Source organism: Paenibacillus sp. MDMC362 (assembly GCF_003269305.1).
GTDB lineage: Bacteria > Bacillota > Bacilli > Paenibacillales > Paenibacillaceae > Paenibacillus_AQ.
In genome coordinates this window covers 19340-31948 of sequence record NZ_QLYT01000067.1, presented here as the reverse complement: position 1 = coordinate 31948, position 12609 = coordinate 19340, and the positions used below count along the sequence as shown (strand labels likewise).

The 12609-nt window shown below is 50.9% G+C and carries 11 protein-coding genes; 1 reads left to right on the top strand and 10 read right to left on the bottom strand.

Translation table 11 applies throughout. The features are described from left to right. The 6 genes from DP091_RS27550 to pth all read right to left on the bottom strand — a co-directional run. On the bottom strand, positions 1–1474 hold a 1474-nt coding region (locus tag DP091_RS27550), incomplete at its 3' end, for a polysaccharide biosynthesis protein (protein WP_113061262.1). Positions 1475–1673: 199 nt separating this feature from the next. Continuing rightward, positions 1674–2216: a stage V sporulation protein T gene (gene spoVT, locus DP091_RS27545; protein ID WP_071221080.1), complete on the bottom strand. Its 543-nt coding sequence runs from the start codon at positions 2214–2216 to the stop codon at positions 1674–1676. A 326-nt stretch (positions 2217–2542) separates the two neighbouring features. Further along, a complete protein-coding gene (locus DP091_RS27540) occupies positions 2543–3628 on the bottom strand; it encodes a peptidylprolyl isomerase (RefSeq protein ID WP_113061261.1) in 1086 nt (361 codons plus the stop codon). Continuing rightward, positions 3612–7139, bottom strand: a complete 3528-nt coding sequence (gene mfd, locus DP091_RS27535; protein ID WP_113061260.1) for a transcription-repair coupling factor — start codon at positions 7137–7139, stop codon at positions 3612–3614. Before mfd ends, DP091_RS27540 begins: the two co-directional genes overlap by 17 nt. A 186-nt stretch (positions 7140–7325) precedes the next feature. Next, positions 7326–7556 carry an anti-sigma-F factor Fin family protein gene (locus tag DP091_RS27530; protein WP_006207424.1) on the bottom strand — a complete coding sequence of 77 codons (231 nt, stop codon included), beginning with the start codon at positions 7554–7556 and terminating at the stop codon, positions 7326–7328. A gap of 127 nt (positions 7557–7683) precedes the next feature. Next, entirely contained in the window at positions 7684–8247 is a 564-nt protein-coding gene (gene pth, locus DP091_RS27525; RefSeq protein WP_113061259.1) for an aminoacyl-tRNA hydrolase, read from the bottom strand. Positions 8248–8353: 106 nt separating this feature from the next. On the opposite strand from pth, the gene DP091_RS27520 reads away from it, so the two are divergent. Next, positions 8354–8554: a hypothetical protein gene (locus DP091_RS27520; protein ID WP_071221084.1), complete on the top strand. Its 201-nt coding sequence runs from the start codon at positions 8354–8356 to the stop codon at positions 8552–8554. 151 nt (positions 8555–8705) lie between these two features. Here DP091_RS27520 and DP091_RS27515 read toward each other — a convergent pair whose 3' ends face one another. The 4 genes from DP091_RS27515 to purR form a co-directional block, all read right to left on the bottom strand. Continuing rightward, positions 8706–9659 (bottom strand): ribose-phosphate diphosphokinase, encoded by a 954-nt coding sequence (locus tag DP091_RS27515; protein WP_113061258.1) that lies wholly within the window; start codon positions 9657–9659, stop codon positions 8706–8708. Between the two features lie 81 nt (positions 9660–9740). Further along, entirely contained in the window at positions 9741–11135 is a 1395-nt protein-coding gene (glmU, locus tag DP091_RS27510) for a bifunctional UDP-N-acetylglucosamine diphosphorylase/glucosamine-1-phosphate N-acetyltransferase GlmU (RefSeq protein WP_113061257.1), read from the bottom strand. A gap of 110 nt (positions 11136–11245) precedes the next feature. Beyond that, positions 11246–11530: a septation regulator SpoVG gene (spoVG, locus tag DP091_RS27505; RefSeq protein WP_006207419.1), complete on the bottom strand. Its 285-nt coding sequence runs from the start codon at positions 11528–11530 to the stop codon at positions 11246–11248. A 183-nt stretch (positions 11531–11713) separates the two neighbouring features. Beyond that, positions 11714–12541 carry a pur operon repressor gene (gene purR, locus DP091_RS27500; protein WP_071221086.1) on the bottom strand — a complete coding sequence of 276 codons (828 nt, stop codon included), beginning with the start codon at positions 12539–12541 and terminating at the stop codon, positions 11714–11716. Between the last annotated feature and the right edge of the window lie 68 nt (positions 12542–12609).

Here is a 12609-nt window from a genome sequence, read left to right as displayed (position 1 = left end):
CTGCCTCACCTGCGCCCCAGGCGGCCAGCGCCACCGCGGCGAGGACCGGCAGCGTCCTCGCGAGCATGCCGCCGGCGTCAAGGCGGGCGCCGGCGCTTCGCGAGAGCAGCGCGAGGTTGAGCGCGGCGGCGGTCAGATGCGCGGCCACGCCGGCGATGGCTGCGCCGGTAATGCCAAACTGCGGCACCAGCAGCAGGTTGAGCAGCAGCTTGAGCCCTGCCGCAGCCAGCAGATGAACCGCCGGGGCCTTTACAATGCCGATGCCTTGAAGCAGCGCGGCTGTAATCGTGCTCAGCGTACCCCCGGCGGCTGTAAAGGCAATCACCTGCATCGTCACCGTCCCTGCGGCATCCTCGTACAGCATGACGTTAATCGGCTCTGCCAGCACTGCCAAGCCTACGGAGGCCGTCATCCCGATCAGCCAAAACCAGCGGAGGGCCATGCGGGTTTGGCTTGCAACCCGGCCGGACTCTCCCTTGAACTTCGCTTCTGCCAGGGCAGGGATAAATAGAACCGACAACGAAGTAGCCAGCATCGTAACCAATTGAACAAGCGGCAGTCCGCGGTTATAGACCCCGAACTCTGCCATAGCCGCTGCTTCGCCCAGTCCGCCGGATGTCAATAACCGGGGTACCGTGAAGGTGTCCACCAGTCCGATCAGCGGAACAGCGAGCAGACTAAGACAGACCGGAATTCCATAAGCAAGCAGGCGGCCTAGGAGAACACCCGCTCCCTCTCTAGATACATCGGCAGGCACCCTCGTTTCGTTCATACCCGCTGCTCTGATTTCATGATCAACTTTTCCTCGTCCCTTACTCCGAGTTGCCCGGAGATGCTTGCGCCAGTAGAGTCCCATCACCACCAGACCGGCAGCACCACCGGCGGCAGTTCCGAGCAGTGCCCCGGCGGCAATCACGTCGGCATCGGCGCCGGCCTGTATCATGTAAAGAAGCAGCACAATCATAACCCCGACACGGACAACCTGCTCCGTGATCTGAGAGATCGCCGTCGGCACCATATTGTGCAGCCCTTGAAAATAACCGCGGAGGACCGACATCCAAGGCACGAATGCCAGCGCCAACGCGCCTGCTCGGAGGGCAGGTACCACCTGACTGCTTCCGATCCACATCCCGATCCACGGAGCGCAGACATACATCAGCAAGCCAAGAATCAGACCGAACAGCACCAACGAGGCGGATGACAGGCGGAGCAGGCGATGACCGTCCTCGGTGCGCCCTTCAGCCTCATATTCTGCCACATATTTGGAGACCGCCGCGGGGAAACCGACCGCCGCTATCGTAATGATCATCATATAGAACGGATAAACCGTATTATAGATGCCAAAGACGGCATCCCCGCCCATATTTTGCAGCGGTATTTTTTGCAGTGTGCCAATCAATTTGGACAAAAGCGCGGCCGCACTGAGAATAAACGCTCCCTGTAGAAGCCTTGCCCCTGTTTGATCTGGTTTCATATCCTCTTCCAATCCCCTAGTTTCTTTGTCCGTTTCATAGACCCATCATCATTCAGATGCTGCCATATGTACATCCATTATAACCAAGGGTGTGAGCGTGGTACAAAAAAAGAAACCGGACAACAAAAACTCCCAGCTGCCGATTGACCAGTGATCAACGTTCAGCGGGAGTCTCCATCCAAGGATTTATGTCCTCGTCTTACTGTTCCATTTGCTTGCCGAGGAAGCCTGCAGCAGTTTCAGACATCTTCACTTCCATCTCACCCATGTTCACGGATTCGTCCTTGTTCAGCAGCACAACACTGCCAATCGGGTCTCCGCCAGCAATGATAGGCGCAGCGACAAAAGCGGACAGAGTTTCCGGATTGTCTTTGCTGATCTCATACGTACCGCTGTTGCTTTCCAGCACCGTCTTGCGATTTTCCATGCAGTTTTCCAGAAGGTTGCCGATCGGCTTGTCCAAATACTCCTTCTTGGAGCCGCCTGCTACGGCGATAAATGTATCACGGTCCGATATGATCGTGATGTGACCTGTGCTCTCATAAAGGGACTCTGCATATTCCTTCGCAAAATCACCCAATTCACCGATCGGTGAATATTTCTTCAGAATGACTTCTCCATCCCGGTCAACGAAAATTTCCAGCGGGTCGCCTTCGCGAATCCGCAGTGTGCGTCTAATTTCTTTTGGAATGACCACGCGCCCGAGGTCATCAATACGGCGGACGATACCAGTAGCTTTCATGTCACTTGTTGCCCCACTTTCATAAGAAGATTTTTCAACTACTGTTCCATTCGGGAAGAGGATGTCCCCAGGTATATAAGAGTTAATGTCTGACCATAGTATTCATCCATTCCCAATTCCTTATACATCATCTACCCTCTGTTGGTTGCGAAATCCAAAAATAAATATCATTCGAAAGAGACTGGCGTCAGGGGAGAAAAAATCCATAACGCGCTAGTTCGCACGTTATGGATTCGAAGATCCCACCATTTCTTCCTTGGGCTGGCCATACATCCGGCATTACCCCAGCGCATTACAATATCATCGCCCGACCGCTTCTCAGCGGCTTATTTACCTGTGCCATCCTTACCTGCATCCGGTGTTGGATCACCTTCCGCCGGTTTGTCGGTTGTGCCGTCTGTCTTCTGGTCTCCCGTGCCCTCGGCAGGCTTGTCCGCATTCTCGCTTTTCGGAAGATTCATGCTCTCAATCAGGTCGTTGAGCTCATTCTGCATGAAATTGTCGATCTTCGCCGAAGCCAGCTCATTTCGAATGCCTTCCTTCTGATCGGCAGGCAGCTTGTCGTAAGACACTTCCTCGCGCTTCTCCACTTTCATGACATGGTAGCCGTAATCGGTTTCTACCGGGTCGCTGATTTTGTTCAGTTCCAGCGTTAGGGCCTTTTCTTTGAATTGAGGCACCCAGCTGCCTGCCGGTTTGTTCTCGTACAGACCTCCGCTGTCCTTGGAGCTCGGGTCCTGGGAGTATTCCTTCGCTAAAGCAGCAAAATCCTCCCCTTTATTCAGCTTGGACTGTACTTCCTTGGCAATTTTGAGCGCCTCGCCCTCTGGTCTCTCCTTGCCTTCGGTATCCTGGAAGCCAATCAGGACATGACGAACGCTAATGTTGGTATAATCCTTCTTGTTCGCATCGAATTCCTTCTTGATATCCTCTTCGGTTACCTGATTCTTCTCATGCTCCATGACAGTCATGACGCGAAGCATATAATTTTTGAGGTCGTCTTCCGTCAATTTCTGCGATTCCAGAGCAGCTTTGAACTGCTCCTCGCCCATTCCGCTCTTCTGCTGCTTTAACAAATCATCCGCTTGCTTCCCGGCAGCTTCCTTCGCTTTATCGTCAGCTTTGGCGTACAGGTATTCATAGGCTACCCCTTGTTTCGCCAAATACTCTTTAAATTCATCCATTTGTAAAAATTGGGCGTATTCCGGGGACATGAACTGAATCATGCGCTGTTCCAGATCAAATTCCTTCTCGGTAATTTCTCCACCCTTATATTTGACGATAACTTTGCTATTATCATCTTCGGTTCCCTTAGTCTTGTCGTTTCCGCACGCAGCGATCATCGACATGGATAGCACTGCTGTGATGGATACAATAAACGTCTTCCATGCCTTGTTATTTCTTGACGGCATTTTGTAGTTCTCCCTTCAGGTTGAATGGCCCTTTTGCGGCCTCCAGGAATTGCTCCAGCAATTCTAACAGTTGTTGATCGGAAAGTCCCTTGCCTTTGATTCGAATGGCCATAGTAGGCCCTTGTTCAAATTGTACACGTCTTTCGAACATATTTCCAATTTGCGCAAGCCCTGTTGTATCAACCGCTTTGTCCTGCCCTTCATAGAACTGCAGCAGCACATCATCGCCGCGCTGGACAATGGAGTCGATCCCGTACGTACGACCATATACCTTCAAGCGGGATACGGCAAGCAGGTTACTTACCGCAAGCGGCAGCTCGCCAAAGCGGTCAAGCAGCTCGTCCTCAAGCTCAACCGATTCATCGATAGACGAAACGACAGCCACTTTTTTATAAATTTCGATCTTCTGGATGCTGTCATAAATGTAATCAGACGGCAAGTAAGCGTCAATCCCCAGATCGATGGAGGTGTTCCAGTCCTTCGATGGCAGTGGCGGCTCACCCAGCATGCTGACTTTGCGTTTCTGAATCTCCTCCGCCAGCATCTGTGAATACAAATCAAACCCGACGGAAGCAATAAAGCCATGCTGCTCCGCTCCCAGCAGGTTGCCCGCTCCGCGAATCGACAGGTCCCGCATCGCAATCTTGAATCCGGAGCCAAGCTCCGTGAATTCTTTAATAGACTGCAGGCGCTTCTCGGCCACTTCGGTCAACACCTTATCCCGTTGGTACGTGAAATAAGCATATGCGATTCGATTGGAACGTCCGACGCGTCCGCGCAGCTGATACAGCTGGGAGAGGCCCATTTTGTCAGCATCATGCACGATAAGCGTATTGACATTCGGGATATCCACGCCCGTCTCAATAATGCTCGTGCTCACCAATACGTCGTATTCGCCGTCCAGGAAATCGAGAATGGTCTTCTCCAGCTCCGTTTCCGACATTTGGCCGTGTCCCACGCCAACTCGGGCCTCCGGTACCAGCATGGATATCTGGGCTGCCATCTCCTGAATGCCCTGAACCCGGTTGTAAAGATAATAAACTTGACCGCCCCGGGCCAGCTCCCGCTCGATCGCTTCCCGCACCAGGGTCTGGCTATGCTCTACGACATAAGTCTGGACTGGAAAACGATTCTCCGGCGGTGTCTCGATCACGGACAAATCCCGAACGCCGAGCATCGACATATGCAGCGTGCGCGGAATCGGCGTTGCCGTCAGCGTCAGCACGTCAACATTGGTCTTCAGCTTCTTCAATTTCTCCTTATGCGTAACGCCAAACCGCTGCTCCTCATCCACGATCAGCAGTCCCAAATCCTTGAACACAATATCCTGCGACAGCAGTCGATGCGTTCCGATCAGAATATCGACGGAACCCTGCTTTACTTTCTTGATCGTCTCATTCTGCTCCTTGCGGCTCCGGAAACGGCTCAGCACCTGAATGTTGATCGGATAATTGGCGAAGCGCTCCCGGAACGTCTCGTAATGCTGCTGGGCCAAAATCGTCGTCGGTACCAGCACCGCAACCTGCTTCCCTTCGATCGCCGCTTTAAAGGCAGCACGAACCGCCACTTCCGTCTTCCCGTAACCGACATCACCGCACAGGAGGCGGTCCATCGGTCGGTTTTGTTCCATGTCTTTTTTGATTTCGGTAATGGCTCGAAGCTGATCGGGTGTTTCATCATATGGGAACATGTCCTCGAATTCCTGCTGCTCCGACGTATCTTTCTCAAAACCGTACCCAGGCGCAGACTGACGCTCGGCATACAGCTTAATCAGATCGTCGGCGATATCCTGAACGGAAGAACGAACCTTGTTCTTAACCCGTGTCCATTCATTTCCACCCAGCTTGTAAACCTTCGGCTCCTTATCTTCGGAACCGACATATTTCTGAATGAGATCGATCTGCTCAATCGGAACCGACAGCTTATCGCCCCCGGCATACAAAACATGCATGTAATCCTTATGGATTCCGTTGATTTCGAGCGTACCGATCCCCATATATTTCCCGATACCGTGGTTTTGATGCACCACATAATCGCCGACTTTGAGCTCCGTATAACTCTTGATGCGCTCGGCGTTGTCCATATTCTTCGTGGTTTTGCGTGTTTTACGCTGCTTCGAGGAGAACATCTCACTCTCTGTAATAATAGCAGCATGGACCGACGGCATCTCGAAGCCATTCTGCAAATGCCCTTCATACATCACCGGTTCTTCGATGCCATAGTCCAGCAACACCCGCCGCATGCGGTCCATCCGCTCTGCATCGCCTGCCAGCATCATGACCTGAACGCCCGACTTCTTCCAGCGTTCCATCTCGGCCTTGAGCACGTTCATCTGTCCATGGAAATCCTGCATGCCGCGCGTAATCATATTGACGATATTTTGGGGCTGCATTCTTGGCACCTGACGCAGGAAGATGGAGATCAACAGACTCTGATAGGGATGCTGGTAGATCAGTTCTTCGGTATCCAGCGACAGCGGCAGATCCGGCAGCGATTTACCATTTTGCATCAGATGCAAATTCCATTCCGCTTCATCCCGCTCCAGCTGCTTGGCTGTCTCTAACAGGCGAGCAGGCTCATCCATAATGAGAATGGTATCCTTCGGCATGTAATCATATAAATTGGTCTTCTCCGGATACAACAGGGAGATATATTTATAGATTTCAGGGAAATACATCCGCTCGCGCAGCATCTCAACTTCCCGGTGTATTTCTTCCCGCAAACGGAGCTTGGCCTGACGGTCACTCATGCGTTCGAGCTGCGTCTCCAGCAGATGGGCCACTGTATCCGCTGTGCGACTAAGCCGCTCGGAATCGGCAATAATTTCCTTGCACGGTGTGATGGTGACTTCCCGGACCTTGTCAATCGAACGCTGATCCGCCGGGTCGAAGGTACGAATCGAGTCGATATCCTCATCAAACAGTTCTACGCGGTACGCCATTGTCGTTGTCATCGGATAAAAATCGATGATACCGCCGCGGACACTCATCTCGCCGCGGCTCTCGACGCGCTCCACCCGTTCATATCCCATCTCGATCATCTGGTTCAGAAAGGATTCCAGCACGAGTGTCCCGCCGTCATGGAGCACGATTCGGGCATCGGACATCACTTCGGGAGCTGGAAGCAGGCGACGCACGCCGGAAAATGGCGCAACGACAATACCCCGGAAGCCTCTTGCACAACGGACGAGTACATCAATCCGCTGCGCCAGAGTCTCGGGGCTTGAAACAGCCGACTCGGCCGCTACCAGCTCATTCGCCGGGTATAACAACACTTGATCCGGTGAGAGCGCTTCCTGTAAATCATCCGCAATTTTCTGGGCTGAAAACATATTGTGAGTGACCACGAGCAGCGGGCGCTGCTGGTCTTGGTGCAATGCGGCCATTAAAATCTGTCTGGACGACCCGGAAAGACCGGAGATCAATTGCTCCCTCATGCCGGCTTGGACGCCAGCGGTTATGGATTTGAAGTCCGAATCCTTCGAAAATACATCAATAAGTGCTTGTAACAAAAGGGGGCACCTCTCTTATGCAAAAGAAATGAATTTCTTAGACTCTATTTCTCATGGAATTTTAGACGATTGCCAAAAAATTATAACCGAAAAGAAGCCTTGAGCAAAACTGCCAAGGCTAGAGCAGCGGCAGGACCTGCCGCTGTATGTCTTCTACCAAAAAACGTCGTGTACCCCATTATACTCTCATTGCAGGGGATTTGCCAAAAGGCTAAGTTCCGGATGGGCTTCGAGGGCTTCTCTGCAATGATCGCAGGTTACCCGGACCATCACTTCTCCGTTAAAATCATAGGCTATTATATCCTTGCGTTCCTCAGGGGTCAAGGAATCAAATCCGAGACGGGCTTCGGAAACGTGATTGGAATCGATGCGGCCCTGAAACGCCCGACAGTGTCTACAAACATAGGTTATCGCCATCATATGCCTCCTGAAGGTCGTATATACCTTCAGTATGCCCGGAATTCCCTCGTTTAAGACTTCGATCTTCCGGCTGCCTTATGCCTTTGGAATCATCTCTCGGTTAGTTCGATCCTATGATGCTTCTCTAGGACTTGTTGAACTTGGCCATCGTCTGCTCAAAGGTATGATCCAGACTGAATTCCAGCGCGTCACAGGTCTCTTCTACCATGCTCTGCAGTTGTTCGCGTTCCTTCTTCGGAAATGTACCCAGCACATAATCCACAATGGCATAACCCGGCTCAGGCCTCGATATGCCCATTCGGACGCGGTTGAAGCTCTGTGTCCCGGTATGCTGAATAATGGATTTAATGCCATTATGTCCTCCGGCACTACCTTGATATCGCAGGCGGATTTTACCGACGACGGTATCCAAATCATCATAGACCACAATCATGTCCTCAAGACTCGCTTTATAATAATCCATATAAGCCCGCACGGCCTCGCCTGAAAGATTCATGAACGTCATCGGTTTGATCAGGACGGTTTTGGTGCCGCCAATCGTCCCTTCCGCGATGACCGATTTGCATTTATTCTGATTGAACTTCATGCCGTGTCGCTCTGCCAGAGCATCCAGCGCCATGAACCCAACATTATGACGTGTCTTCTCATAATTAGAACCGGGGTTGCCCAGTCCGACAATCCATTTCATCACAGGTTGATTCCTTTCACGATTTATACTTTCTTCTTTGCGCATTTCTGAGTACAATATGAACAAAACCTATCGGCGTATGCCCTCATAAGAAGGTGAATCGGCATTGAAAGCTTTCGAACAGAAATTAACGCACCACAGCCATTTTCAATACCATATGAAGCATGGCATCCCTGTTCAAGTCTATGAACTGGGTTGTCACATCGACGTGGGTCTGATCACTGCAGTCGACGCCTACTTTGTCGAGCTTGAGGGGACGCTATATAACCGGAATACGTTCACTTTCATCTCCAGGCCCGGATACTGATAGCCTGCGGCGCACGTATCAGGCCGAAATTATGAAAACGTTTTCTTGCGGGTTGTTCCTGCTCTTGCCAAACCCAAGCCGCAAAGTCGCCATAGCCGACAAGGGTTACATCTCCTCATGAGGAGATGTAACCCTGCCTTTACACGGTTTATTATTCTATTTCAAACAATTTACTAATCGACAATTCCTCATGAACCCGGATGATGGCTTCACCCATCAACGGAGCAACCGACAATACCGTCAATTTGCTGCTCGGGTTCGGATTGGTGATCGGAATGGTGTCTGTTACAACAACTTCCTTCAGCGGGGAGTTTTCCAGGCGCTCATGGGCAGGACCCGAGAGAACCGGATGTGTACAGCATGCGTAGACTTCCTTAACGCCGCCTTCCATCAACGCATTGGCACCCAGCACAATCGTACCGGCGGTATCGATAATGTCATCAATCAGAATGTCAGTCTTGCCTTCGATATTTCCGATAATGTTCATGACTTCACTGACGTTTGGCTCAGGGCGGCGTTTATCGATAATCGCCAGCGGCGCATTCAGGAAGTCAGCAAGCTTTCTCGCGCGAACCACACCGCCGTGATCCGGAGATACAACGACAGGGTTCTCGATCTGCTTTGAACGGAAATATTGGGCAAGAATCGGCACCCCGAGCAGATGATCCACCGGAATATCGAAAAATCCCTGAATCTGCATCGCATGCAGGTCCATCGTAATGACGCGGTGAGCTCCTGCTTTTTCGATCAGATTCGCAACCAGTTTAGCGGTGATCGGATCCCGCGAACGCGCTTTGCGGTCTTGACGGGCATAGCCGTAATACGGAATAACCACGTTGATGCTCTTCGCGGATGCCCGCTTGAGCGCATCCACCATAACCAGCAGTTCCATCAGGTTATCATTCACCGGCAAGCAAGTGGACTGCACAATATAAACATGGCAGCCCCGCACGCTCTCGGAGAGCTTTACTTGAATCTCGCCGTCGCTAAAGCTGGTTGTATGCGATTCCCCCATCGGAATACCGATATAATCGGCGATTTGATGGGCAAGTTTAGGATTGGAATTACACGTAAATATTTTTAATTTAGAATCAAGATAAGTCATAGAATAAAAACCCTCCGTGCTGGTTCGTTGAATTAGGTATCCGATCACCGCTTCATATCTTGGTAAAGGAAGCAGGGATAATTACGATTTCTTGTTCTTCTTGGCGATGGCGCGTGCCCGGATCTTCTCTGCGTACCCTGGCTTGTTCTCCTGACGCTGTCTGGCGATGGCCAGATCATTATCCGAAACGGAATGCGTAATGGTAGAGCCTGCAACTACGAATGCGCCCTTGCCCACCTTCACCGGTGCAATCAAATTCACATTACTGCCGATAAATGCATCATCTTCAATTTCGGTAATGGACTTATTATAACCATCATAGTTGACTGTTATCGCACCGCAGCCGATATTAACGTTTTTGCCGACTTTGGCATCACCAACATAACTGAGATGAGATACTTTAGAACCGTTATCAATCGTGGCGTTCTTCACTTCAACGAAGTCCCCCACCTTTACATCATTCCCCAGCTTGGCGCCTGGACGAAGATAAGCATACGGTCCTACGGACGTTCGAGAGCCGACTTCAGCACTGCTGAGCACCGAATGTTTGACGCTGGCACCATCCGCAATAACGGAATCCTCAATATCGGTATTCGGTCCAATCACGCAATCTTCACCGATCACCGTATTCCCTTTCAGGACGGTGCCGGGATAGAGCACGGTATCTGAACCAATCTTAACATCAGCTCCGATATAGGTTGAAGACGGGTCAATGATCGTAACACCGTTTAACATGTGCATGCGGTTGATGCGGTCTCTCATGAAGCCTTCGGCTTCCGACAGCGCCAGACGGTCGTTGACACCGATCGATTCCGCGTAATCATCCGTCTGATAAGCAAGCACGGTCTCGCCGGCTTGTTTCAGAATACCGATGCAATCGGTCAGGTAATATTCCTGCTGCGCATTCTGGTTGGTTACATTGTCCAGTGCAGCAAATAGCTTTTTATTGTCAAAACAATAGGTACCGGTATTAATTTCAGTGACGGCGTCCTCTTCAGGACTGCAATCTTTCTGCTCAACAATCCGAAGTGCGCTTCCATCCTCGCCTCGAATGACCCGGCCGTAGCCTTTCGGGTTATCCATATGCGCAGTAAGCACCGTAGCGGCCGCATTGTTGCTCTCGTGCAGCTTCAAAAGATTCTCCAGTGTCTCGGACGTCACCAGAGGAGTATCCCCGCAAATGACAATCGTGGATCCTTCTTCGCCGCCAAGTAATTCCTTGGCTTGCTTCACAGCGTGGCCCGTTCCGAGCTGCTGCTCCTGCAGTACATACTCGGCTGCGTCTTGCAGATAGGTTCGAACCGCTTCCGCGCCGTGGCCTACGACCACAACACTCCGTTCACAGTTTACCTGCTGTACGGTTTGCAATACATGTCCGACCATCGGCTTGCCACAAACAGGATGCAGCACTTTATATAGTTTGGATTTCATACGTTTGCCCTGCCCAGCGGCGAGCACAATAGCAAATCTTTTCAAGGGCCATGCCTCCTCCTCTTGAACTCACTACTGAATATATATCATTCTACAAAAAAAGAAAAGAGAGCCACAGGTATGGCTCTCTTTTCCTTGAACCCCAATTGTAAATCTTAAGCGCCTTCTTCAATCACTTCTTCTTCAGTAGCCGCTCGCTCATACTCGGCCAATACAGCCGATTGAATTTTCTCGCGAGTACCGGAAGAAATGGGATGGGCAATGTCGCGGAATTCTCCATCAGGAGTGCGTTTGCTCGGCATTGCAACAAACATTCCATTGTTTCCGTCGATGACGCGAATGTCGTGAACGACAAATTCATTATCGATGGTAATGGATGCGATTGCCTTCATTCTCCCCTCAGAGTTAACACGGCGGAGTCTGACATCCGTAATTTGCATATGTGTTCACCACCTTTTTCCATCAGAGACTTGGTGTATAATTCCACACAGCAAACCGGAAATCCTTCTTTTTTCTAATACAAAATGTCCTAAAAACAGGAATTTTTTTTAGAATGTGATATTTTCGACAGACTTCGGGCTAATTCGAATGAAACCGCTATTATATCGACAAATATCGCGACTCTATTTTTCGAAGTAATTACCAGGGTTGACCGTAATTCTCTTCGTTTTGGAGTCCACATCGCTTAAGATGGCCAGTGAAATATAGTCCTCCAGAAGTCTTTCCTCGGTTTCCACCGCTCCCGACTCTACCAGCACACCGACACCTGCGACTTCAGCATTAAATTCACCCAGCAGATCAACCATTCCCTGAATGGTCCCGCCTGCCTTCATAAAATCATCCACGATCAGCACGCGGGAACGTTCCTTGAGCGCCCGGCGGGATAATGACATGGTATGGATGCTCTTGTGCGAGCCCGATACATAATTGATGCTTACGGCCGACCCTTCCGTCACTTGATGGTCCCGGCGAACTAGTACGACCGGCAGGTTCAGTTGAGCCGCTGTCGCATAGGCCAGCGGAATCCCTTTGGTTTCCACGGTCATGACCACATCGATATCCCGATCGGCGAATGCCGTGGCAATGATCTTGCCCGCCTCGTTCATCAGCGAAGGTTGTCCGAGCAGATCAGACATGTACAAATATCCGCCCGGCAAAATCCGATCCGATTGCTGAAGCTGTTGGCACAGCTCCTCCGCAAACCGCAAGGCATGATCCTTGCGCAGCTTCGGAATGTATCTGACTCCTCCCGCTGCGCCAGCCAGGGTCTGAAGCTCTCCGAGTCCCTCGCTCTCGAACACGTCCTTAATAATCGCCAAATCCTCACTAATGGATGACTTGGCCGCTCCATATCGCTCGGCGAACGTTGTCAGTGGAATCAGCGTATGCGGTTTAGATAGTAAATATTGGGTCATATCGACCAATCGTTCGCTTCGTTTTAATTTTTTCACCTAGGGTTCCTCGCTAAATCCGAATATTATATGTTAAATATAACACCTTTGTACGTATTTATACAACT

Excerpts from the sequence above, each read along its gene's own strand:
- spoVG (WP_006207419.1), bottom strand. The coding sequence starts at position 11,530 with ATGCAAATTACGGATGTCAGACTCCGCCGTGTTAACTCTGAGGGGAGA.
- spoVT (WP_071221080.1), bottom strand. The coding sequence starts at position 2,216 with ATGAAAGCTACTGGTATCGTCCGCCGTATTGATGACCTCGGGCGCGTG.
- DP091_RS27540 (WP_113061261.1), bottom strand. The coding sequence starts at position 3,628 with ATGCCGTCAAGAAATAACAAGGCATGGAAGACGTTTATTGTATCCATC.
- pth (WP_113061259.1), bottom strand. The coding sequence starts at position 8,247 with ATGAAATGGATTGTCGGACTGGGCAACCCCGGTTCTAATTATGAGAAG.
- DP091_RS27530 (WP_006207424.1), bottom strand. The coding sequence starts at position 7,556 with ATGGCGATAACCTATGTTTGTAGACACTGTCGGGCGTTTCAGGGCCGC.
- DP091_RS27515 (WP_113061258.1), bottom strand. The coding sequence starts at position 9,659 with ATGACTTATCTTGATTCTAAATTAAAAATATTTACGTGTAATTCCAAT.